Source organism: Arcobacter thermotolerans (assembly GCF_983172305.1).
In genome coordinates, this window is the sequence record NZ_CFAFZJ010000001.1 from 200770 (window position 1) to 222804 (window position 22035).

At 26.8% G+C, this 22035-nt stretch carries 27 protein-coding genes; 19 read left to right on the top strand and 8 right to left on the bottom strand.

All coding sequences use genetic code 11. From position 1 onward, the window contains the following. Positions 1-26: 26 nt before the first annotated feature. From AC5LG6_RS01105 to AC5LG6_RS01120, 4 genes are read right to left on the bottom strand one after another with little or no spacing between them, the layout of a single operon-like run. Positions 27-992 (bottom strand): hypothetical protein, encoded by a 966-nt coding sequence (locus AC5LG6_RS01105; RefSeq protein ID WP_498585476.1) that lies wholly within the window; start codon positions 990-992, stop codon positions 27-29. Then, on the bottom strand, positions 985-1656 hold the full coding sequence (locus tag AC5LG6_RS01110) for an ABC transporter ATP-binding protein (protein ID WP_081560375.1): 672 nt from the start codon (positions 1654-1656) through the stop codon (positions 985-987). Before AC5LG6_RS01110 ends, AC5LG6_RS01105 begins: the two co-directional genes overlap by 8 nt. After that, a complete protein-coding gene (locus tag AC5LG6_RS01115) occupies positions 1653-2810 on the bottom strand; it encodes an ABC transporter permease (RefSeq protein ID WP_498585477.1) in 1158 nt (385 codons plus the stop codon). The genes AC5LG6_RS01110 and AC5LG6_RS01115 overlap by 4 nt, the downstream gene beginning before the upstream one ends. Continuing rightward, positions 2800-3024, bottom strand: coding sequence for a hypothetical protein (locus AC5LG6_RS01120; RefSeq protein WP_105924912.1), 225 nt, complete (start codon positions 3022-3024; stop codon positions 2800-2802). Before AC5LG6_RS01120 ends, AC5LG6_RS01115 begins: the two co-directional genes overlap by 11 nt. A 118-nt stretch (positions 3025-3142) precedes the next feature. On the opposite strand from AC5LG6_RS01120, the gene dksA reads away from it, so the two are divergent. Both dksA and AC5LG6_RS01130 read left to right on the top strand, forming a co-directional pair. After that, entirely contained in the window at positions 3143-3514 is a 372-nt protein-coding gene (gene dksA, locus AC5LG6_RS01125) for an RNA polymerase-binding protein DksA (protein WP_066157941.1), read from the top strand. Further along, entirely contained in the window at positions 3511-4509 is a 999-nt protein-coding gene (locus AC5LG6_RS01130) for a tRNA pseudouridine(13) synthase TruD (RefSeq protein WP_148570371.1), read from the top strand. Before dksA ends, AC5LG6_RS01130 begins: the two co-directional genes overlap by 4 nt. A gap of 61 nt (positions 4510-4570) precedes the next feature. On the opposite strand, the gene AC5LG6_RS01135 is transcribed toward AC5LG6_RS01130, so the two are convergent. Further along, positions 4571-5554 carry a hypothetical protein gene (locus AC5LG6_RS01135; protein WP_434246610.1) on the bottom strand — a complete coding sequence of 328 codons (984 nt, stop codon included), beginning with the start codon at positions 5552-5554 and terminating at the stop codon, positions 4571-4573. A gap of 10 nt (positions 5555-5564) precedes the next feature. Next, positions 5565-6143: a hypothetical protein gene (locus AC5LG6_RS01140; RefSeq protein WP_498585478.1), complete on the bottom strand. Its 579-nt coding sequence runs from the start codon at positions 6141-6143 to the stop codon at positions 5565-5567. Positions 6144-6256: 113 nt separating this feature from the next. Between AC5LG6_RS01140 and AC5LG6_RS01145 the strand changes: the two genes are divergently transcribed. From AC5LG6_RS01145 to argS, 10 genes are all read left to right on the top strand, one after another. Beyond that, positions 6257-7555: a S41 family peptidase gene (locus AC5LG6_RS01145; RefSeq protein ID WP_066157954.1), complete on the top strand. Its 1299-nt coding sequence runs from the start codon at positions 6257-6259 to the stop codon at positions 7553-7555. 13 nt (positions 7556-7568) lie between these two features. Continuing rightward, on the top strand, positions 7569-8522 hold the full coding sequence (locus tag AC5LG6_RS01150; protein WP_498585479.1) for a phosphoribosylaminoimidazolesuccinocarboxamide synthase: 954 nt from the start codon (positions 7569-7571) through the stop codon (positions 8520-8522). A 41-nt stretch (positions 8523-8563) separates the two neighbouring features. Next, positions 8564-8809 (top strand): phosphoribosylformylglycinamidine synthase subunit PurS, encoded by a 246-nt coding sequence (gene purS, locus AC5LG6_RS01155; protein WP_498585480.1) that lies wholly within the window; start codon positions 8564-8566, stop codon positions 8807-8809. 2 nt (positions 8810-8811) lie between these two features. Beyond that, positions 8812-9483 (top strand): phosphoribosylformylglycinamidine synthase subunit PurQ, encoded by a 672-nt coding sequence (gene purQ, locus AC5LG6_RS01160; RefSeq protein WP_434242418.1) that lies wholly within the window; start codon positions 8812-8814, stop codon positions 9481-9483. Between the two features lie 34 nt (positions 9484-9517). Then, positions 9518-10588 (top strand): hypothetical protein, encoded by a 1071-nt coding sequence (locus tag AC5LG6_RS01165; RefSeq protein ID WP_066348507.1) that lies wholly within the window; start codon positions 9518-9520, stop codon positions 10586-10588. Then, a complete protein-coding gene (locus tag AC5LG6_RS01170; protein WP_066360201.1) occupies positions 10575-11261 on the top strand; it encodes a lysophospholipid acyltransferase family protein in 687 nt (228 codons plus the stop codon). The genes AC5LG6_RS01165 and AC5LG6_RS01170 overlap by 14 nt, the downstream gene beginning before the upstream one ends. After that, on the top strand, positions 11251-11637 hold the full coding sequence (gene crcB, locus AC5LG6_RS01175) for a fluoride efflux transporter CrcB (RefSeq protein WP_390871444.1): 387 nt from the start codon (positions 11251-11253) through the stop codon (positions 11635-11637). Before AC5LG6_RS01170 ends, crcB begins: the two co-directional genes overlap by 11 nt. A 65-nt stretch (positions 11638-11702) precedes the next feature. After that, on the top strand, positions 11703-11933 hold the full coding sequence (locus tag AC5LG6_RS01180) for a Sec-independent protein translocase subunit TatA/TatB (RefSeq protein WP_066166309.1): 231 nt from the start codon (positions 11703-11705) through the stop codon (positions 11931-11933). 17 nt (positions 11934-11950) lie between these two features. Then, complete coding sequence (gene tatA, locus AC5LG6_RS01185) at positions 11951-12178, top strand: twin-arginine translocase TatA/TatE family subunit (protein WP_105913136.1); 228 nt, start codon at positions 11951-11953, stop codon at positions 12176-12178. A 35-nt stretch (positions 12179-12213) separates the two neighbouring features. Next, entirely contained in the window at positions 12214-13803 is a 1590-nt protein-coding gene (argS, locus tag AC5LG6_RS01190; protein ID WP_498585481.1) for an arginine--tRNA ligase, read from the top strand. Here argS and rsfS read toward each other — a convergent pair. Then, entirely contained in the window at positions 13796-14128 is a 333-nt protein-coding gene (rsfS, locus tag AC5LG6_RS01195) for a ribosome silencing factor (protein WP_419233976.1), read from the bottom strand. The two genes, argS and rsfS, sit on opposite strands and share 8 nt — an antisense overlap. Beyond that, positions 14125-14667, bottom strand: coding sequence for a nicotinate (nicotinamide) nucleotide adenylyltransferase (gene nadD / locus AC5LG6_RS01200; RefSeq protein ID WP_148570365.1), 543 nt, complete (start codon positions 14665-14667; stop codon positions 14125-14127). Before nadD ends, rsfS begins: the two co-directional genes overlap by 4 nt. Before the next feature lie 90 nt (positions 14668-14757). Here nadD and gap point away from each other — a divergent pair, with 90 nt between their 5' ends. From gap to hisC, 7 genes are all read left to right on the top strand, one after another. Continuing rightward, positions 14758-15756, top strand: coding sequence for a type I glyceraldehyde-3-phosphate dehydrogenase (gene gap, locus AC5LG6_RS01205; RefSeq protein ID WP_141051273.1), 999 nt, complete (start codon positions 14758-14760; stop codon positions 15754-15756). Positions 15757-15764: 8 nt separating this feature from the next. Continuing rightward, on the top strand, positions 15765-16967 hold the full coding sequence (locus AC5LG6_RS01210; RefSeq protein WP_066167081.1) for a phosphoglycerate kinase: 1203 nt from the start codon (positions 15765-15767) through the stop codon (positions 16965-16967). Next, positions 16968-17681: a triose-phosphate isomerase gene (locus AC5LG6_RS01215; RefSeq protein WP_498585482.1), complete on the top strand. Its 714-nt coding sequence runs from the start codon at positions 16968-16970 to the stop codon at positions 17679-17681. It begins immediately after the preceding gene. Then, positions 17678-18508: an enoyl-ACP reductase FabI gene (gene fabI, locus AC5LG6_RS01220; protein WP_066167289.1), complete on the top strand. Its 831-nt coding sequence runs from the start codon at positions 17678-17680 to the stop codon at positions 18506-18508. The genes AC5LG6_RS01215 and fabI overlap by 4 nt, the downstream gene beginning before the upstream one ends. Positions 18509-18612: 104 nt before the next feature. Beyond that, on the top strand, positions 18613-19821 hold the full coding sequence (lysA, locus tag AC5LG6_RS01225) for a diaminopimelate decarboxylase (protein ID WP_498585483.1): 1209 nt from the start codon (positions 18613-18615) through the stop codon (positions 19819-19821). Between the two features lie 10 nt (positions 19822-19831). Continuing rightward, positions 19832-20911, top strand: a complete 1080-nt coding sequence (pheA, locus tag AC5LG6_RS01230) for a chorismate mutase (RefSeq protein WP_498585484.1) — start codon at positions 19832-19834, stop codon at positions 20909-20911. A gap of 12 nt (positions 20912-20923) precedes the next feature. Further along, a complete protein-coding gene (hisC, locus tag AC5LG6_RS01235) occupies positions 20924-22027 on the top strand; it encodes a histidinol-phosphate transaminase (RefSeq protein WP_498585485.1) in 1104 nt (367 codons plus the stop codon). Positions 22028-22035 lie beyond the last annotated feature (8 nt).

Sequence of the window (22035 nt, forward strand, 5' to 3'; positions counted from 1 at the left end):
ATATAAATCCGTGTAAAATCACGGATTTATAAAAAAACTCCATTTACTACATAATATTTTAAAACAAAAAAAGTTACCAAAAAAACAAAAATAGTTGTAAATAATAAAGATAGTTTATAAAACTTATAAATATCTAAACTATTATTTCTATAAAAAACTACCGAACAAATTGAGAAAAAAAGTCCTAAAAAAATTGCCGACCATATAAAATATCCTATAAAATAATACTCAGATTGAAGCATACAAAATGGACATTGATGTGTTGGAAGTTCATATATATAAGTTGAAAAAAAGTATGTTACTGCAAAATAAGATATATAAACAAATAGTATATTAAAAAAAAGAAGCAAAATAGATTTTTTTTGAATATTCAAAATAACAATCAAAACAAAAAGTATATAAAATATAAGTATCAAGCTTGAATTAACCAATCCAAAAGGTATTTTACTAGAGATACTACTTGTTTCAAATATAACAGAACAGCACTCAACTGCTTCATTTAATGGAATATTTGATAAAAATTTAAAATCTAAAATATACTCAAAAGTAAGACAAATGAATATAAAAATAAAAAGTAGTAATTTTATTTTTGTATATTTATAATCTTTTCTTTTCAAATCTAAAGAGTTCAGGACAAACCAAATACCAATAAAAAATAGATTTGTAAGCTTTAAAAAAAGTGATATTTCACCATATTCTAAAGAAAAAATACCAGCAGCACACATAGCACCTACTATAAAATGTGATAAATTATCAATAGAAAATATAAAATAAAAAAAGAGTAGAATTTTTATAAAAAGTGAAAAACTGATGATTAGAATCACTAAATATGATCTTTTTTCAAGTTTATACTGTAAAGCTGTACTTTTTTTGAAATCCCAATCTCTTAAAATAGTTATTGAATATATAAAAGATATTAGTAAAAGTATATAAATAGTAGTTTGTAAAAATAGGAAAATTAATATCTCATTTGATAAAAAAATACTACTCAACTAAAACTCCATTTTTTAACTCAAAAACCTTATCTATAAAATCTAACTCAAAAAATATTGGGTCATGAGTTGCTACAACTATAGTTTTTCCACTTTCTTTTAACTCTTTTAGAGTTTTTACAAAATTCATAGAGTTTTCATAATCAAGAGAAGATGTTGGTTCATCACACAAAATTGTATTAGCATTGTTTATCAATGCTCTTGCAATTGCACATCTTTGTTTTTCTCCACCAGAAAGATTTGAAACTATCTCATCTTTTTTATGTAAAATATTTGATAAAGTTAATATTTCTTCAACTTTTTTATCAATATCTTTTTGTGAAAATCCTAAAGGAATAAGAGGAAGACTAACATTTACAAAAACGGTTAAATCTTCGAAAAGATTGAAAGATTGGAATATGTAACCAATATTTTTTGCTCTAAAATTACTAGCATGAATATCTGGATATTTTGACACAGGTTCTTTGTCAAAAAGAATTTCACCAAAGCTAGGTTTTGAAATAGTAGAAAGTATAGATAGAAGTGTTGATTTTCCACTTCCACTTACACCTTTAAATATAACAAATGAGCCTTTTTTTATCTCAAAATTTATATTTTTTAGTGCATAAAACTCTTTTTTGCTTCCTTCAAAATATATTTTACTTATATTTTTTGCTACTATCATCTTAAACTTTCATATGGATTTATTGCTGATATTTTCCAAACAGGAATTAAAACTGAACTTAAAAACAGAACCATAAAAAATAAGAAAAGTGTTACAAAAGTAGAAAACTCAATATATGGATAGATTATAAAATCATTTTTTATATTTGAAAAATCTATAAATATATTTTTTAATATTGGAGCATTTAAAATAAATACAAAAAAATATGCCAATAAGACTCCAAAAAGGTAAGATACAAAAGCTATAACAAAGTTTTCACTCATTTTTATTTTTATAATATCTCGAACGCTATATCCAATCGCTTTAAAAATAGCTATCTGTTTTCTCTCATTTATACTTACTTGAGAGTATCTTTGATATAAAATCATTATAAATGCAAATAAAACAACTAAATAAAGTATTAAAAAAACTCCACCTTTATAGTTAAATATTGTCTCATATTTTTTTAAGATATCTTCTTTTTGAATAATATTTAAGTCTAAATCTAATCTTTGAAGTTTTTGTTTTATATTTGCTCTTTCAAGCTCATTTGGAACATCAAAAGCAATATTTGTTGAAAAATCTCTGTTTATACCTAAAATATCTCTTGCAAGATTTATATCTAAAATAATAATATCACTTGATATAATATTTGACTCTTTTTCTAAAACTTTTGCAATTTTTACTTTTTTTATCTCTTTATTTGGAAGAAAAAAATCATAATAATTTGTATATTTGTATTTTTTTAATAAATTATCTACTTCAAAACCTACAATCATCTCATCTTTTGATATATTTTGAAGTCTCAAATTTTTTAGCTCTTTATTTAGATTTGAAAAATCAACTCCAATAATAGTAAAATAAACATCTTCACTCAAAAATTTATATCTTCCATAAACTCTCTTTGTGATATTTTTAACTCCATAAATATTTTTTAGTCTATCTTCAAGTTGATTTTCTATATCAAAAATTCTTCCACCAAACTCTCTTTGGATTATAAAATCATTATGACTTTCTAATGTTTTTAAAATCTCATTTTGTAAAGATGATTTTATAAAAATAACTGTTGATAATAAAAATATTGTTAAAGTTGCTAAGATAAAAATAGATATATATTTTGTTTTTTGTTTATGAAGTAACAGAAAAATAAGATTTATAAAAACGCTACTCTTCATAAACAAATCCAAAATTAGTTACTTTTGGGTTCAAATAAATTACATTATTAAAACTATTTCCATAATCTTTAAATCTATAATCCTTGTTTGAGTATGCAAGATTTGATAATTTAGTAATATCTAAAATATCATAATTTCTACTATTTTTAAAAATAGTATTTGAATATAAGAATAAAAAAAAGAAAATAAATGATACTAAAAATATAGTTATCAAATAAACTTTACTTAGTGTTGTAATGCCCTACTCCTCGTACTGATGAAATATTCTACCAATTTTAAGTTAAATATCTGTTAATAATAGATATAATTGCGATTTTACACAGGAGAGGATAATGGCAAATAAAAGTCAAATTGATGAATTAAAGGCGATATTACTTGAAAGAAGAGAGACAATTTTAAGTAATGTTAGAAATAGCAGAGAGAGTATTGACCAACTAAAAGATCAAGATTTAAACGATGATTTAGATTATGCTGATTTTGTTAGTGACTCATTTAAAGAGGGAATGATTGCAAATCATCAACTAGATGAGTTAAATCAAATTGAAGAAGCTTTAAAAAAAATAAAAGCTTCAACTTATGGAATTTGTGATATGTGCGGAGTAAATATTCCAATTGGAAGATTAAAAGCAAAACCTTTTGCAAAGTTTTGTACAGAGTGCAGAACAGTTTATGAACAAGAACAACAAAAAAGAGTTGCATATTGATAAAAAGAGTTTATCCAGCAAATGATAAAGTTCTAAATTTCAAATTTGTCCAAAACGATGTTGATTTTATAGTTGAAGAACAACCTATAAAATTCTCATCGTACGGGAACTTCTTAATTTTAAAAATCAAAAAACAAAATTGTGATACTTGGGAGTTAATAGATAGATTATCAAAATTCTTGGGTGTTTATTCAAGTGATATTGGATATGCTGGACTCAAAGATAAACGAGCAACTACAATTCAATACATATCTATTCCAAAAAAATATCAAAAAGAGATAAAAAATTTTAAATCAAAAAAAATAGAGATACTTGATACTTTTTTACACAATAAAAAACTAAATATTGGTGATTTAAAAGGAAATAGATTTAAAATAAATCTTCATGAGTTAGAGTTAGAAGAACTTTTTCATATTGAAAAACTTCTAAAATTTGTATCTAAAAATGGTTTTCCAAACTATTTTGGTTATCAAAGATTTGGAAAAGATGTAAAAGAGAATTTAGAAAAAGCAAAAGATTTACTATTTGGTGATGCAATAATAAAAGATAGAAAAGTAGCAAAAATGCTTCTTAGTGCCTATCAAAGCACTTTTTTCAATGCTTGGTTGGTTGAAAGATTAAAACTTGATAATGGTAGTTTTAAACTTCTAGATGGAGATATTTTTTATGATATAAAAAATGAAAAACTTTTTACTCCAAAATCTATAAATGAAAAAATTATAGAAGACTTCAAAAATAAACTAATAACTCCAACTGGTTTACTTCCAGGAAGAGATGTTTTTAAAGCGAAAGATGATGCTTTAAAAATTGAACAAAAATATGATGATAGTCAAATAACTGAAAAAGGTTATAGAAGAGAAGCTATTGTATTTCCAGAAATTTTATCTTCTAAATATGATAAATTAAATAAATCTTGTAGTTTAGATTTTATTTTACCAAAAGGTTCATATGCAACAGTTTTGATTGAGCTTTTGGCAAATAGAAATTTTGGCTGAAACATAAGGCTTAAAGAGAGTTTTTTTAGTAATAAGAATAGTGGATTTATCCACTATTCTTTTATGGAAGAGTTATGTAATCTGAATCAAAATAGATTTTATTATCTACTGCTATTAATCTTTTTTCATTATCAAAACTAAACTCATATATAGTGTCAGTTTTAAAATCATCACTTATATTTATTAAAAATCCTTGAGACTCAACAGCATATAAACTACTTCCATATGCTAAAGCATGGAATTTTGCATATTTATATTTTCTTTTTGCAACCTCTTCTAAATTTGGAGTCAGTTTTATAATATGACCATCAACAGTTGCAATATAAATATATCCATCTTTTACAATTAAATCTCTAATATCATAATCTTTACTAATAACATCTCTAGCTGATATAGATACAATTTTATTTGGATTAGCAACAATCAAACTCTCACTTTTTTTCTCAACTTCAAGGCTTATAATATTTTTGAATTCACTATCCGTTTCAACAGATATATTTCTTACAACTTCATTTGTAGCAGATGATAAAATAAGAACTTTACCATTTAAGCTTGGAAACAAAATTAAATTCCCCATAAATAAAGGATTTGAAATTCTCGTATCATTTGCTAAAGACAGTGGTAAATACTCTTTAAAAAGAGTTTTATCTGTATTTACATCTATTAGCTCCATACTATTATTAGAGTATATAAGTGCTAACTTTTCATCTTTTCTTGCAGCTGCTACAACTACATCTTTAACAGTTCTCTCTCTTTCTCCAATTAATATTTTATCAACATAATTTGTTGCTATAACTTTTCCATCATCCGTAAAATTTAAAAACTCAAATCCTTCTGGAAGTTTAAATGTAGAAATTCCTTGTTTCGTAATAACTTCATTATCTTCTAAAGTTGCACCTACTCTATTCATAGATTTGATTGAAGATGACATAGACTTTTTGTTTAGCTCAATATTACTACTTGTCTCTTCTGGTTCATAATATTTTTTACCAGAACAAGCTGTAAAAAGTGCAATTGCAACAATTGACAATAGTATAGATTTCATTTTTTATTCCTTATTTTGTAACTAAATAGTGTTTTAAAAGTGTTGCTAGTTCAAAAGCTCTTGAATCTTGAGATATTTTACCCAAAATTTCTCTTGCTTCAGCATATTTTTGATTATTAACTAGTATTAAAGCTTGATTAAAAATAGCATAATCTTTAAGTAAAAAATCTGCTTTTTTTGAAACTGTATCTAAATCTGATTGATTAGAATTTAAAAGTGCAACTTGGAAATCTAGTAACTCTTTTAAATATTTAAGATTAATATCTGCATTTTTAAACTCATTTTTAGCATCTAAATACAAAGCTATCTCGTATAAATCTCTATTTTTCTCTTTTAGTTCATCTAAAGAGTTTTGATTTCCATTTTCAAGGAAACTACTTAGAGCAATATTAGCTTCATAAATATTTTTTTCATCCAATTTAGTTTTTACTAAAAATGCTATTGAACCAACTATTACAGTAATAATTAATACAACTATTAATTTTTTATATTTTTTAAAAAATCTCTCAGTTTTTACAAAACTTTCAAGGAATTTCTCTTCACTACTTAACTCATTTTTGATGTAGTTTACATCATCTTTTATACTCATATACCTAGCCTTTTTAAAAAGTAGTTGATATATTACAAAATTTTTCATAAAATATTACTTTTATAAACTTTTTTGTATAATTTTAGCCTATAAATTTAAAAGGTTATCGCAAAATGAATAAACTATTAATAGCAACATCTATTGCATTTGTATTATCTCAAAATATATTTGCAAAAGAAGCGCCTGTTGAAAACGAACAAACAAGATTTGAATCTTTATCGAAACTAACAAAAGTTATTGGAACTGTTGAGAAGTATTATGTTGATGATATTAAACTTCAAGAGATTGTTGACAAAGCACTAAAAGGTTTAATGCAAGAATTAGATGCCCATTCAAGCTATTTGGACAAAAAAGCTAGTAAAGAGATGAGTATTGCAACATCTGGAGAATTTGGTGGGCTTGGTATTACTGTTGGTATGAGAGATGGTGCATTAACAGTAATATCTCCAATAGATGATACTCCTGCATTTAAAGCTGGTGTAAAATCTGGTGATATAATTTTAAAAATAAATGAGACTTCAACTATAGGAATAACTTTAGACGAAGCTGTAAACATGATGAGAGGTGAGCCTAAATCAGATATTAAATTAACAATTGTTAGAAAAGGTGATAATAAACCTCTTGAAATTGCTATGAAAAGAGATATTATAAAAGTTCAATCTGTTTTTGCAAAAAAAATAGAGGGAGAAAATCTTTTATATCTTAGAATATCAAGCTTTGACACAAAAGTTACAAATGATTTAGAAAAAGCTATAAAAGAGAATAAAGATGTAAAAGGTATAGTTCTTGATTTAAGAAATAATCCTGGTGGTCTTTTAAATCAAGCAATTGGTGTTGTTGACCTATTTGTAAAAAATGGAGTTATTGTTTCACAAAAAGGAAGAGATGCTTCTGATGAAGAAAAATTTGAAGCAAGTAAATTTGGAACAAAAACAGATTTACCTTTAGTTGTTCTTGTAAATGAAGGTTCTGCTTCAGCTTCTGAAATTGTAAGTGGTGCTTTACAAGATCACAAAAGAGCTATTTTGGTAGGTGAAAAAACTTTTGGAAAAGGTTCGGTTCAAGCTGTACTTCCAATAGATAATGAAAAAACTGAAAATATCAAGTTAACTATTGCAAAATACTATTTACCAAGCGGAAGAACAATCCAAGCAGAGGGTGTAACTCCTGATATTATTGCAAGTGCTGGAAAAGTTGTTCAAAGTGAGGAAAATGGCTTAAAAATAAAAGAGGCTGACCTTAAAAAACATCTTGAGGGTGAGCTTAATAAAGTTGATGATAAGTTAAAAGCTGAAGAGAAAGCTGTAAAAGATGAAACTAAAAAAATCATTTCAAAAGATGATTTACAAAATGACAATCAATTAAATACATCTTTGGCAGTTTTAAAAAGCTTAATTATAATGAATAAATAATTTAGGAAGTTTTATGAATATTGAAAAAATTAAATCTTTAAATCTTTGGCCAGAGAATAAGAAAATAACTACACAAAAAGGGTTTGATGAGTTAGAAAATATTGGCTACAATCTTTTTTATATAGGGAAAAATGCTGATTTATATAGCTGTCCAGGTGATGAGGCAAAAGTTTTACTTGTAAGAAGTGATAGAACATCTGTTTTTGATATTCCTTTAAATTTTGAAATTAAAGGAAAAGGAATTATACAAACAGAAATTTCAAATTTTGGAGCAAAATTTGCTGCAAACAGTGGTATAAGAACTGCAATTTTAGATGAAAAAATATCTCCTGATATCTCTGTTGCTCCTAGATGTCAACTTATGAAACTGTGCAAAGCTCTTGAAGCAAATATTGATGGGGAAGTAGTACAGTTTGAACTAATTTTTAGAAATTACTTAACTGGTTCTTTATTTCAAGCTTTACAAGATGGTAAAGATCCATATGGATTAGATTTACCTTCAAATTTAAAAGAGTGGCATAAATTTGAAACTCCACTTTTTACACCAACAACAAAAGGCTTAAAAGACGAGCCTTTAAACTCTAAAAAAGTAAGAGATACTTTTCCTGAAATTATCTCTAGTTTAGAAAAGCTTTTTAAAGATTTTACAACTTTTGCAGAAGATAGAGGAATAGTTGTAGTTGATACAAAGTTCGAAATCTTTATTGATGAAGATGGAAAATGGGTTTTAGGTGATGAAGTTTTAACTCCAGAGAGTTCAAGATTCATAGCTTTAGAAGATTTTAAAAACAGTAACTTTATCTCAATGGATAAACAAATTTTAAGAGATTTTGGTAAAAAAGAGAATTGGAAAGAGCAATCAAAATCTTTGAAATCTGGAGAGAAATTAGAAGTTGTTGTTCCAAAAGAGATAGAAGATAAAATCCTAAATGGATATAAAACAATTTTAGAAAGACTAAGCAAATAAATCTTTAGATATAATTTGCAAAAAATTTTAGAGGAAAAATGATGAAAGCAATAGTAAATGTAGGATTAAAAAAAGGTGTTTTAGATGATCAAGGTAAAGCAATTAACAATGCTTTAGGAACTTTGGGATTTAAAGATTTAATTTCTGATGTAAGAGTTGGAAAACAGATTATTATTGAGTTAAACTCAAATGATAAAGAAAAAGCAAAAGAAGAAGTTACAAAAATGTGTGAAAAGCTTCTTGCTAATACTGTAATTGAAGATTACAATATTGATATAGTAGGTTAATTATGAAAGTAGCCGTACTACAATTTCCTGGAACAAACTGTGAATTTGATGCAAAATACGCATTTACTAAACTTGGTTGTGATGTAGAAGTTATTTGGCACAAAGATACAAAACTTCCAGAAAATACTGATTTAGTAGTTGTTCCAGGTGGGTTCTCTTATGGTGACTACTTAAGAAGTGGAGCAATTGCTAGATTTGCAAACATTATGGAAGAAGTTAAAAAATTTGCTTCAAATGGTGGAAAAGTTCTAGGTATTTGTAATGGTTTTCAAATTCTTTTAGAAGCTGGTTTACTTCCAGGTGCAATGAAAAGAAATGATACTTTACACTTTATATCAAAATATCATCACTTAAAAGTTATTGATAATAACAATGAATTTTTAAGACTTTTAAATGTTGGAGATGTTGTTAATATACCAGTAGCTCATCATGATGGGAACTACTATATTGATGAAGCTGGTTTAAAAGAGCTTGAAGCTAATAATCAAATCTTATTAAAATATTGTACAAAAGATGGTGAAGTTACAAATATGAATGGAAGTGTTTCAAATATTGCAGGAATTTGTAATAAAGAGAGAAATGTATTTGGTCTAATGCCTCATCCTGAACGAGCAATTGAAGAGATTTTAGGTTCAACTGATGGTGTAAATATGCTAAAAGGTTTATTAAAATAGAAGAGTTCTTCTATTTTAATATAGATAATAATTTATGAAAAAAGTATCTATACTCTTTTTAATCCTTGTAACTTTTTGCTCAATAAATCTTTTTGCAGCAAAAAACTTATATTTATCATATACAAAAACACCAACAAATATATACAAAAATCAAAAATTTGAGATAAAAATTGAAGCTATGATTACTACTTCAAATTTTACAAATATAAGTACAAAATTTCTAAACTCATCAAATATTGAAGTTTTAAATCCAAACTCTTCTTGGAAAAAAATATCAAATGATAAATATGAAAATAGCTACTATTTTAAAGTAAAAAATACAAATTTTTCACTTCCTCTTTTTGAGATTAATCTTTTAAATTCAAATGAACTAATAGATCAAAGTACACTAGAACCTTTACAATTAAAAATATCAAATATTGGTAAAGCAGATGATAGATATTCAAATATAGTAGCTGAAAATATTATATTAAAAGCGTATAAAACAAAGCAATACAACAATGATAATGCACTTACTATAATTGATTTAGATGCAGTAAACTCAAATTTGAGTGATTTTTCTTTGAAAAATATAGAAGAACAAGGTGTTTCAAGTATAAAAGAGTGGGAAAATATTGAAAATTTAGTTTACTATTTTGTTACTCCAATATTTCAGAAAAATCTAATTTTTACATATTTTAATACTACAACAAATAGTTTTAAAGAGGTAAAAGTACCACTTATCTTGCAAAATGAGTTAGTAAGTACACAAACAGATTTAAATCCAAATGATTCTACATTTGAAAAGTATAAAAAAATAGCTGCTATTATTGTTTTTGTGATATTCCTTTTGATTTATATTTGGAAAAGATGGAAAATTGTTCTATTTTTTACTTTTATATCTTTAATTGTTGCTATTATATACAATTTGCCAAATCAAAAAGGTGTAATAAAAACAGACTCTTATATATATATTTTACCAACAAAGAACTCAACAGTATTCTTTAAAACACAGAAAGATGAAAGAGTTGAAGCTTTAGAAAAAAGAGAAAACTTTGTAAAAGTTTTAGGAGTAGATAGTGATTTTATTGGCTGGGTTAAGGAGGAGAGTTTTGAGAAAAATTAGGGGCTTAATAGTTTTTATACAGTTTTCCATAAGTGTTGCAATTGTTGTATTTTTTATGTATCTGTTTAGAAACCACACACATAAAGTCATAAAAATATGGATGAAAATCCAGATGTTTTTTCTTGGAATTAAGCTTGAAATTGAAGGTAATTTAGATGAAAGCTGTGATTTAATTTTAATAAATCACCAATCTATGCTTGATATTATTGTAATGGAACATCTACATAGTAGAAATATAGCTTGGGTAGCAAAAAAAGAGATAACAGATCTCTTCTTTTTTGGACATATTATAAAAGCACCTAGAATGATAAGTATTGATAGAGAGAATAAGGCTGGACTTATTCACCTTTTAAGTGAAGCAAAAGATAGATTATCAAAAGGTCGTCCGATTGCAATGTTTCCAGAAGGAACAAGAAGTGATGGAACTTATATTGGAGAGTTTAAAGCTGGTGCAAAAATGGTTGGTAACAAATTCAACTTAAAAGTTCAACCAGTTGTTATGTTTAACACTAGAAATATAGTTAACTCTCAAAAAATGGAAGCAGCTCCTGGAGTTGTTAAAGTTATATATTTAGAACCTATTGTTGCAAGTAAAGATACATCTTGGTACGAAGATTGTGAAAAAAATATGAAAGAAGTTTTTGAAAAAGAGTACAAAAACTATGTCTCTTAATTTTCAAATAGCTATTGCTGTTGGATTTGGTGGAGCATTTGGGTCAATTTTAAGATTTTATGCTGTAGATTATGTCCATAAAATGGAGTTAGGAAATTTTCCTTTTGGGATACTTTTAGTTAATATTTTTGGATCATTTATAATAGGTATTTTATATGCCTATTTCTCTACACATGATGTTTCAACTATATTAAAAGCATTTTTAATAGCTGGATTCTTAGGTGGTCTTACAACATTTTCTACATTTGCATTAGATAGCTATCTACTTTTTAATAGCTCTTTAAATTATGCTATATTAAATATTTTATCAAATCTTATTGGGTCAATATTTTTTGTATTAATTGGATTTAAACTAGCTATCTTTTTTATAAAGTAATTATAGTTAAAAATTTTTAAGCTTTTTTAGTTATAATATTTCTTATATCAAAAAAAGGAATAGCTATGCATATGCCAAGTGGTATGCAATTATTAGTAATTGTTTTAATCGTGTTAATTTTATTTGGTGGGAAAAAAATCCCAGAACTTGCTAAAGGTTTAGGAAGTGGTATTAAAAACTTCAAGAAAGCTGTAAAAGAAGATGATGAAGAAGTAGCAACCGCTTCAAAAATAGAAGAGAATGAGAAGAAAAGTGATGCAAAATCAACTTCTTCAACAGAAACAAAACAATCTTAATTTTATAAAGGATTTTTATGAGTATGCCAAGCGGAATGGAACTAGTAATTATAGTTATAATTGTGTTGATTTTATTTGGTGGGAAAAAAATCCCAGAACTTGCTAAAGGTTTAGGAAGTGGTATTAGAAACTTCAAAAAAGCTATCAAAGAAGATGATAATGAAGAAGTAGCAGAAAACAAACCAGCACAAACAGATAAAAAAGCTGAAATACCAACACAAAAAGAAGAGACAAAAAATTCATAATATATGAATTTTATAATAAATAATAAGAGAAGAACTTGCAAAATATAGTTAAAGAATTTATAGAGAAAAAATTAGAAAAAAGTATTGTTTTAGAAAAACCAAAAGATAGTTCACTTGGTCATTTTGCAACACCAGTTGCTTTTTCTTTGGCAAAAGAGCTAAAAAAGTCTCCTATGATTTTAGCAGATGAATTAGTTTTAAAACTTGAAAATAGTGAATTATTTGAGAAAATAGAAGCTGTAAAAGGTTTTATAAACTTTACTTTATCAAAAAGTTTTATAGAAAAACTTACAAATGAAGCCTTAGAAAAAAAAGATGATTTTGCAAAAGGTGATAAAAAAGATGAAAAAATACTTCTAGAGTATGTAAGTGCAAATCCAACAGGTCCTCTTCATATTGGACATGCAAGAGGTGCTGTTTTTGGAGATACTTTATATAAAGTTGGAATTTATCTAGGATATGATATTACAACTGAGTATTATATAAATGATGCTGGTGCACAGATGCAACTTTTAGGAATAAGCGTTAGTTTAGCTGCTAGAGATTTTATATTTAAAGAGAAAGTAAAATATCCAGAGAGTTATTACAGAGGCGAATACTTAATAGAGATTGCCGAAAAAATCATAGAAAAACATGGAAAAGATATTATCTATGATGAGAGTAGATTTGAAGAGATGGCAATTTTTGCAAAAGATATAGTAATGCAAATAATCATAAAAGATTTAGGTGATTTAGGAATAAATTTCCAAAATTTTGTATCTGAAAAATCTCTTTATAACTCATGGGAAAACACAAAATCTGTTTTAGAAAAAAATGGTTCACTTTACACAAAAGATGAAAAAGTTTATCTAAGCTCAACTAAATTTGGTGATGATAGCGATAGAGTTGTTGTAAGAGAAAATGGAATTCCAACATATCTAGCAGGAGATATAATCTATCACAAAAATAAATTTGATAGAGAGTTTGACAAATATATAAATATTTGGGGAGCTGATCACCATGGGTATATTACAAGAGTAAAAGCTGCTATTGAGTTTTTAGGAAATGACTCTTCTAAACTTGAAGTTATTTTATCTCAAATGGTTCAACTACTTAAAGGTGGGCAACCATATAAAATGAGCAAACGAGCTGGGAATGTTATATTAATGTCTGATATAACTGCTGAGATTGGAAGTGATGCTTTAAGATTTATATTCTTAACTAAAAAAAGTGATACTCACTTGGAGTTTGATATTGATATGTTGAAAAATCAAGACTCAAGTAATCCAATTTTTTATATAAACTATGCACACGCAAGAATAAATCAAGTTTTTGTAAAATCAAATTTAAGTTTTGAAGATATAAAAAATGAGAGTTTTGAAAGATTAAATAGTGAAGCTTTAAATTTAGTTTATGAATCACTTCTTTTAAAATCTGTTTTAGAAGATGCTTTTTCTAAAAGAGATATGCAAAAAATAACAGAATATTTATACAATCTAGCTTCTAGTGTACATAAATTTTATAATGAACATAAAATTATTGGAAGTAGTGAAGAAAAGATTTACTTAAAAGTATTAAGTATGGCAAAATTAAGTATAAAAACAGGGCTTAAACTTCTTGGAATTGAAGCAAAAGAGATTATGTAATCTCTTTTGGTCTTTGAAAACTATCTAAAAAATCTTCAAGGTTATATTTTTCTCTATATTTTTCACTCATTAAATGAATAAAAACATCTCCTAAATCAATAACAGTCCAGTTATCATCTTCATCAACTCTTAAAAACTCTTCACCACTTGGTTTTAATTCAGTTTTTAAATGATCTAAAAGCGCAAAACCATGTTTTGGATTTAAAGTTGTAGCAATCACAACATAATCCACTAAATAATCTTTTGATGTTAAATCAAAAATCTCAATATCAGAGGCTTTTTTATCATCTAAAATATCTCTAATTTTATTTATTCTACTATTCAAATTTTTCCTTTTTTTAAATTTATTAAATCTTGCCAAATCTCTTTTGGCACAAAGTTTAAATCTAGATTTTCTTTTAGCTTTGTAGAGCTAATATCTATATTTATATCTAATTTTTTAAACTCATTTGTAAGTAAATCATAACCATCTCTTGAGGCAACTACAAACTCTAAATTCTCTTTTAACTCATCTATGTTGTGCCATCTATTAAGAGATTTTAGATTATCTTCTCCTATAATAAAGTAGATTTTACTAGGATTTATCGAAGCTTTAATATATCTTATTGTTTCATAAGTGTAGCTTAGTTTTTTTTGATTTATCTCAAAATCACAAATCTCAACTCTTTTTTCATCTTTAAAAACTTTTTGTAAGAGTTTAAATCTCTCTTTTGGTTCAAATAAAAAATCTTTTTTAAAAGGATTAAGATATGTAGGAACAATTATTAATTTATCAATATCTAGCTCTTTTAAAGCAGTTTCAACAATCTTTTTATGAGCAATATGAATTGGGTCAAAACTACCACCAAAAATCGCAATTTTCAAAAAAAACTTACCTTTGTTTTATGATTAAATTATATTATAGCAATTTTTAGATAAAATATTTGCCATTTAGAATTTTAATAAAGGGATTAGATGGCTATTAAAGTTGCAATAAACGGATTTGGGAGAATAGGAAGATGTGTAGCTAGAATTATTGCTACAAGAAGTGACATAGAGTTGGTTGCTATAAATGATACAGCTGAAGCTTCAATGCTTGAATATATCACAAAATATGATACTGTTCATGGGACTTTTGAAGGTGATGTTAAAGTTGAAAATGGTTTTCTAAAAATGGGGAAAATCAATGCAAAACTTTATTCAACAAGAGATGCAAAAGAGTTATCTTTTGCAAAAGATTGTGGAGCTGAAATTGTTTTAGAGTGTACAGGTGCATATTTAACTCAAGATAAATGCCAAGTTCATATTGACAATGGTGCTAAAAAAGTTGTTATGAGTGCTCCTGCAAAAGATGATACAAAAACTTTTGTTGTAGGTGTAAATGAGTCAACTTATAATGGAGAAAAAATTATATCAAATGCATCTTGTACTACAAACTGTCTTGGACCAATAGCAAAAATAATTGATGATGCTTTTGGAATAGAAAAAGGTTTAATGACAACTATTCACTCTTATACTAATGACCAAAACATCCTTGATGTAAAACATAAATCTGATAAAAGAAGAGCTAGGGCTGGTGCTGCTAATATGATTCCTACAAGCACTGGTGCTGCAAAAGCTATGAAATTAATAATGCCTCAACTTGATGGTAAATTACATGGTCAAAGCGTAAGAGTTCCAACTCCAAATGTTTCAATGGTAGATGTAAATTTCTTAATCAAAAAAGATACTACAAAAGAAGAAATCAATGCTTTATTTACTCAAAAATCAAAAGAGCTTTCTGGAATAGTAGCAGTTGATAATGATATGCTAGTTTCAAGTGATTTAATAGGAAATACAAACTCTACAATTATTGCAAGTGACTTAACTCAAGTTATTGGTGGAAATATGATTAAAGTTATGAGCTGGTATGACAATGAGTGGGGATATTCGGCTAGACTTGTAGATTTAGCTATTTATGTAGCAAAAAAATAAGGAATAATATGAAACTTCAAGAGATAAAAAACATAGATATTACTGGTAAAAAAGTATTTATAAGATGTGATTTTAATGTTCCTGTTGATGAATACAACAATATAACTGATGATAGAAGAATTAGAAGTGCTTTAAACACAATTAGATATTGTATTGATAATGATTGTTCTGTTATATTAGCTAGTCACTTTGGAAGACCAAAAGGTGGTTTTGAAGAGAAATATTCACTTTCTCCAATAGCAAAAAGATTACATATTTTATTAAAACAAGATATCAAACTAGCTCCAAATGTAGTTTGTACTGAAACTTTAAAAATGGCTAATGAGTTAAAAACTGGTGAAATTATGCTTTTAGAAAATATGAGATTTGAAGCTGGTGAGACAAAAAATGATGAAGAGCTTAGTAAAAAATTAGCTTCTATGGCAGATGTTTATATAAATGATGCATTTGGAGTTTCTCACAGAGCTCACTCTTCTGTTGAAGGAATTGCAAAATATTTTGATATGAATCATAAAGCTGCTGGATTTTTACTAGCAAAAGAGATTAAATTTTTCCACCATATTGTTGAAAACCCTAAACGTCCGTTTGTTTCAATAGTTGGTGGTTCAAAAGTATCTGGAAAACTTGAAGCCCTTTATAATCTTGTTCCAAAAGTTGATAAAATTGTAATTGGTGGAGGAATGGCATTTACATTCCTAAAAGCACAAGGTTATGAAATTGGAAAATCTTTGGTTGAAGAAGATTTAATTCCTGAAGCTTTAAAAATTATGGAATTAGCAAAACAAAAAGGTGTAAAACTTTATTTACCAGTTGATATTGTTGCAGCTGAAGCTTTTGATGCTGAAGCAATAGCAAAAATTGTTCCAGTTCAAGAGATACCAAAATCTTGGATGGGGCTTGATATTGGACCTGCAACTGCACTTTTATTTAGTGAAGTTTTAAGTGATGCAAATACTATTTTATGGAATGGACCAATGGGTGTTTATGAAATGGAAAAATTTGCAAAAGGAAGTACGAAAATATCTCATGCAGTAGCAAGCTCATATGCAACAACTGTTGTTGGTGGAGGAGATACAGCTGATTTAGTAAGAATTACTGGTGATGAAGATGATATGACATTTATAAGCACTGGTGGTGGAGCTTCTTTAGAGTTAATAGAGGGAAAAATATTACCTGGAGTTAAAGCATTAGTTATTGAGGATGATAAATAAATGCCTATAATTGCAAGTAATTTTAAAACAAATCATACTAGAAAAAGTACAAGTTTATTTGTTGAAAAATTAAATGAATATTTAAAATCAAATGAAGCTTTAGATGAAATTTACATCTTCCCTACTTCGACATCTTTAGATTCATTTGAATTAAATCATAAGCTTTTTATTGGTGCACAAAATGCATATCATACTAAAAATGGATCTTTTACTGGTGAAATTGGCTTAGAGCAACTTGAAGAGTTTGATATAAAAACTATTTTAATAGGTCATAGTGAAAGAAGACATATTTTAGGCGAAACTCAAGAAGAAGTTTCAAAAAAATATGAGTTTTATAAAAATTTAGGATTTAAAATTATTTATTGTATTGGAGAACCTTTAGAAGTAAAAAAAGCTGGTTTAGAAAAGACTTTAGAGTATATTTTTGAACAATTTATTGGAATTGATACAAGTTATGAAAATTTAATTTTAGCATATGAACCAGTTTGGGCTATAGGAACTGGTATTACGGCAACAAGTGATGATATTAAACAAATACATAATGCTATAAAATCTAAAATAAATAAACCTTTACTTTACGGTGGAAGTGTAAAAGTTGAAAATGTAAAAGAGATTTGCGAAATAGAAAATGTTGATGGAGCTTTAATTGGAACAGCTTCATGGAAAATAGAAGATTTTATAAAAATTTTAGAAAATACAAAGGATATAAGATGATAATGAAGGGTAAAAAAGGTGTTATTTTAGGTGTTGCAAATGATAAATCAATTGCTTATGGAATTGCAAAAGCATGTGCTGCACAAGGTGCTCAAATTGCATTTACATATTTAAATGATGCTCTTAAAAAAAGAGTTGAACCAATAGCTGCTGAGTTTGGAAGTTCAAATCTAGTTTATCCTTGTGATGTATCTAAACCTGAAGAGATAGTTGCTTTAAGAGAGTCTTTAAAAAAAGATTTAGGAGAGATTGATTTTATTGTTCACTCGATTGCATTTGCTCCAAAAGAGGGTTTAAGTGGAAGATTTCACAATATATCAAAAGAGGCATTTGATATAGCAATGGATGTATCTGTATTCTCTTTAATAGAAGTTACTCGTGAATTAAAACCACTTTTATCTTCTAACTCTTCAATTTTAACTCTAACTTATTATGGTGGAGCAAAATATATTCCAAATTATAATTTAATGGGTGTAGCAAAAGCTGCTTTAGAGATGACTACAAAATATTTAGCTGAAGATTTGGGAAAAGATGGAACTAGAGTAAATGCAATTAGTGCAGGACCAATTAAAACTTTAGCAGCTGCTGGAATTGGTGATTTTAGATTTATGCTAAAATGGAATGAAGCTCACTCACCTTTAAAGAAAAATGTATCTATTGATGAAGTTGGAAACTCTGGAATGTACTTACTTAGTGATTTAAGTAGTGCAGTAACTGGTGAAATTCACTATGTTGATAGTGGATTTAATATCATGGGAATGCCAGCAGTTGAGTTTGATGAAGATGGTGGAAAACCAAAAATTGCTTGGAATGGAACTGATAAATAATTTTTGAAAAGATAAGAATTTTTTTCTTATCTTTTTTTATATCAAAATTTTAAATCTAAACTTTGAAAAGTTTAAATTTAAAATTTTAACAATAGGATTATTATATGAATATAGATTTTAAAGAACTGGCAAATAAATATCAAACACCATATTATGTTTATGATTTTGATCATATTACAAACCAATATACACAATTAAAAGAGTCTTTTAGAGCAAGAAAATCTTTAATTGCATATGCAGTTAAAGCAAATTCAAATTTAAGTGTAATAAAACATTTAGCAAACCTAGGTGCTGGTGCTGATTGCGTTAGTATTGGAGAGGTAAAAAGAGCTTTAAAAGCAGGAGTTCCTTCATACAAAATAATATTTTCAGGGGTTGGAAAAAGTGATGAAGAGATAAAAGAGGCTTTAAATCTTGATATTTTACTAATAAATGTAGAGAGTGCTGAAGAGTTAAATAGAGTTGAAACTATTTCAAAAGAATTAAATAAAGTTGCAAGAATCTCTATAAGGGTAAATCCAAATATTGATCCAAAAACTCATCCTTATATTTCAACAGGGCTTCATGAAAATAAATTTGGAGTAGATATTGATACAGCAAAAAGAATGTATATCCAATGTAAAAATAGTGAATCTTTAGAACCAACTGGAATTCATTGTCATATTGGATCTCAACTTACTCAACTTCAACCAATAAAAGATGCTGTAAAAATAGTTGCTGATTTAGTTAGAAATTTAAAAGCTATAAAAATTGAACTATCTTTCATGGACGTTGGTGGAGGATTAGGAATAGTATATAAAGATGAAACATTAATTGATACATATGAATATACTCAATCAATTTTAGATGTTATGTTTGGACTTGATTTGACTGTTATTTGTGAACCTGGAAGATTTATAGTTGGAAATTCTGGAGTTTTTGTAACAAAAGTTTTATATGAAAAAGTAAATGGAAATAAAAGATTTATTATAGTTGATGGTGCTATGAATGATTTAATAAGACCTGCTTTATACAATGCTTATCATAGAATTGAAGTTTTAAATGATAATAAAGAGTTTAGTGATTGTAATCTAGTAGGTCCTGTTTGCGAAAGTGGAGATTTTTTTGCAAAAAATATAGAACTACCAAAAACTAATCATAATGATTTAATTGCAATTTATAGTGCTGGAGCTTATGGTTTTACAATGGCTAGTAACTACAATACAAGAGGAAGAGTAGCAGAAATTGCTGTTGAAAATGGAGTTGATAGATTAATCAGAAGAAGAGAAACTTTTGAAGATTTAATTGCTTTAGAAGAAGAGTTTATAAAATAAGGTAAATTTTATGTCAAATGAAGATGGATTATTAGAACTAAGAGAACAATTAGATAGTATAGATAATAAAATTCTAGACCTTCTAAATGATAGAATGAAATTAGTTCATAAAGTAGGAGCTTTAAAAGCAAAAAGTGGTGGAGCTATTTATAGGCCAGATAGAGAAAAAGCAATTATTGACCGACTTGAAAAAATAAATCAAGACAAAAATGGTTTCTTAAATAGAAGTGCAATTGAAGCTCTTTTTTTAGAGATTTTTGCAATATCAAGAAATATAGAATTACCTGAAAATATTGGCTATTTAGGTCCTCAAGGAAGCTTCACACATCAAGCTGCTGAGAGCAGATTTGGAGCAATGAGCTCTTATGTTTCTATTAGTTCTATAAAAGGAATTTTCAAAGAGTTAGAGTCTAAAAAAATCAAATTTGGAGTTGTACCAATAGAAAACTCTTCAAATGGTATAGTAAACGATACAATAAATGGTTTTACAAATTTCAACTCAAAAATAGTTGCTGAAGTTATATTAAATATTCATCACACTCTTGCAACAACTTGTGATAAAATTTCTGATATTAAAAAAATATATTCAAAAGATATAGCATTTGATCAATGTAGAAAGTTTTTAACAAATTTTGGACTTGATGAAGTTGAACTTATTCCTGTAGAATCAACAACAAAAGCTGCAAAACTTGCAGCAAGTGAACCAAATAGTGCAGCAATTTGTGCACATGTTGCTGCAAAACTTTATAATCTTCCAATCTTATTTGAAAATATAGAAGATAAAGACAACAATAAAACAAGATTTTTTATCTTAAGTGATTTTGAAAATAGTCCAAGTGGAAATGATAAAACTTCAATTTTAGTAAATATTCCTGATGAACAAGGTGTTTTGGTAAGATTTTTAAATGATTTTAATAATGCAGGAATAAATTTAACAAAAATAAAATCACATATTGTTGAAGGAAACTCTATATTTTTTATAGACTTTGATGGACATAAAGATGATGAAAATGTTAAAAAAGTTCTTGAAAAACATAAATCTAGTATTAAAGTTTTAGGCTCTTATGTTAAAGAGATAAAAGATATATAAAGGAAAAATAAAATGAAATTCAATAAAGTATTAAAAAATTTATCAACTTATGAAGCTGGAAAACCAATAGAATTAGTTGTAAGAGAGCATGGAATAGACCCAAAAGAAGTTGTAAAATTAGCTTCAAATGAAAACCCATATGGAACAAGTCAAAAAGTTGTTGCAAAAATTGAGAGCCTTGCAAAAAATATGTACTTATATCCAGATGATTCTATGTTTGAATTAAAAGAGGCTTTGGCAAATAAGTTCAATCTTAATAGCAAAAATGTAATTATTGGTTCTGGAAGTGATCAAATTTTAGAGTTTGCAGTTCATGCAAAATGTAAAAAGAATTCAAAAGTTTTAATGGCTCAAACAACATTTGCTATGTATGAAATATATTCAAAACAAGTTGGTGCAAAGATTATCAAAACAAAATCTTCTCAACACAACTTAAAAGAGTTTAGTAAACTTTATAAAAAACATGGTGCTGATGTAATTTTTCTTTGCATTCCAAACAATCCATTAGGGGAGTGTTTAGATAAAGATGAAGTTTATGAATTTTTAGAAACTATTGATAAAAACACATTAGTTATAGTTGATGGTGCATATCAAGAGTATGCTAGTTTTAAAGATGAGAAAAAAAGAATCTGTCCAAAAGATTTAATAGAAAAATTTCCAAATGCAATCTATCTTGGAACTTTCTCAAAAGCTTATGCTCTTGGAGGAATGAGAGTTGGTTATGGTTTAGCAAATGAGGATATTATTTCAACTTTTTATAAAATAAGAGCTCCTTTTAATATTACAACTTTAAGTTTAGCAGCTGCTATTGAAGCTTTAAAAGATGAAGAGTTTGTAAAAGATTGTATAGAAAAAAACTTTATTGAAATGAAAAGATATGAAAAATATTGTCAAGATAATGGTTTTGAATATATTCCTTCATATACAAATTTTATTACAATTTTATTGAAAAATTTTATATCAAAAACTGTAGCTCAAAAACTTCTTGAAAAAGGTATGATTGTTCGAGATTTAACTGGTTATGGATTAAATGCAATTAGAGTAACTATTGGAACAAACGAACAAAATACAAAACTATTTAAACTTTTGGATGAAGTTTTAGAAGAGTTAAAATAGAGTTTAGT

What these genes read in the sequence shown, in the direction of transcription:
- AC5LG6_RS01110 (WP_081560375.1), bottom strand. Translation starts at nt 1,656, where the DNA reads ATGATAGTAGCAAAAAATATAAGTAAAATATATTTTGAAGGAAGCAAA.
- AC5LG6_RS01115 (WP_498585477.1), bottom strand. Translation starts at nt 2,810, where the DNA reads ATGAAGAGTAGCGTTTTTATAAATCTTATTTTTCTGTTACTTCATAAA.
- dksA (WP_066157941.1), top strand. Translation starts at nt 3,143, where the DNA reads ATGGCAAATAAAAGTCAAATTGATGAATTAAAGGCGATATTACTTGAA.
- AC5LG6_RS01135 (WP_434246610.1), bottom strand. Translation starts at nt 5,554, where the DNA reads ATGAAATCTATACTATTGTCAATTGTTGCAATTGCACTTTTTACAGCT.
- AC5LG6_RS01140 (WP_498585478.1), bottom strand. Translation starts at nt 6,143, where the DNA reads ATGAGTATAAAAGATGATGTAAACTACATCAAAAATGAGTTAAGTAGT.
- AC5LG6_RS01145 (WP_066157954.1), top strand. Translation starts at nt 6,257, where the DNA reads ATGAATAAACTATTAATAGCAACATCTATTGCATTTGTATTATCTCAA.
- AC5LG6_RS01150 (WP_498585479.1), top strand. Translation starts at nt 7,569, where the DNA reads ATGAATATTGAAAAAATTAAATCTTTAAATCTTTGGCCAGAGAATAAG.
- purS (WP_498585480.1), top strand. Translation starts at nt 8,564, where the DNA reads ATGAAAGCAATAGTAAATGTAGGATTAAAAAAAGGTGTTTTAGATGAT.
- purQ (WP_434242418.1), top strand. Translation starts at nt 8,812, where the DNA reads ATGAAAGTAGCCGTACTACAATTTCCTGGAACAAACTGTGAATTTGAT.
- AC5LG6_RS01165 (WP_066348507.1), top strand. Translation starts at nt 9,518, where the DNA reads ATGAAAAAAGTATCTATACTCTTTTTAATCCTTGTAACTTTTTGCTCA.
- crcB (WP_390871444.1), top strand. Translation starts at nt 11,251, where the DNA reads ATGTCTCTTAATTTTCAAATAGCTATTGCTGTTGGATTTGGTGGAGCA.
- AC5LG6_RS01180 (WP_066166309.1), top strand. Translation starts at nt 11,703, where the DNA reads ATGCATATGCCAAGTGGTATGCAATTATTAGTAATTGTTTTAATCGTG.
- tatA (WP_105913136.1), top strand. Translation starts at nt 11,951, where the DNA reads ATGAGTATGCCAAGCGGAATGGAACTAGTAATTATAGTTATAATTGTG.
- gap (WP_141051273.1), top strand. Translation starts at nt 14,758, where the DNA reads ATGGCTATTAAAGTTGCAATAAACGGATTTGGGAGAATAGGAAGATGT.
- AC5LG6_RS01210 (WP_066167081.1), top strand. Translation starts at nt 15,765, where the DNA reads ATGAAACTTCAAGAGATAAAAAACATAGATATTACTGGTAAAAAAGTA.
- AC5LG6_RS01215 (WP_498585482.1), top strand. Translation starts at nt 16,968, where the DNA reads ATGCCTATAATTGCAAGTAATTTTAAAACAAATCATACTAGAAAAAGT.
- fabI (WP_066167289.1), top strand. Translation starts at nt 17,678, where the DNA reads ATGATAATGAAGGGTAAAAAAGGTGTTATTTTAGGTGTTGCAAATGAT.
- lysA (WP_498585483.1), top strand. Translation starts at nt 18,613, where the DNA reads ATGAATATAGATTTTAAAGAACTGGCAAATAAATATCAAACACCATAT.
- pheA (WP_498585484.1), top strand. Translation starts at nt 19,832, where the DNA reads ATGTCAAATGAAGATGGATTATTAGAACTAAGAGAACAATTAGATAGT.
- hisC (WP_498585485.1), top strand. Translation starts at nt 20,924, where the DNA reads ATGAAATTCAATAAAGTATTAAAAAATTTATCAACTTATGAAGCTGGA.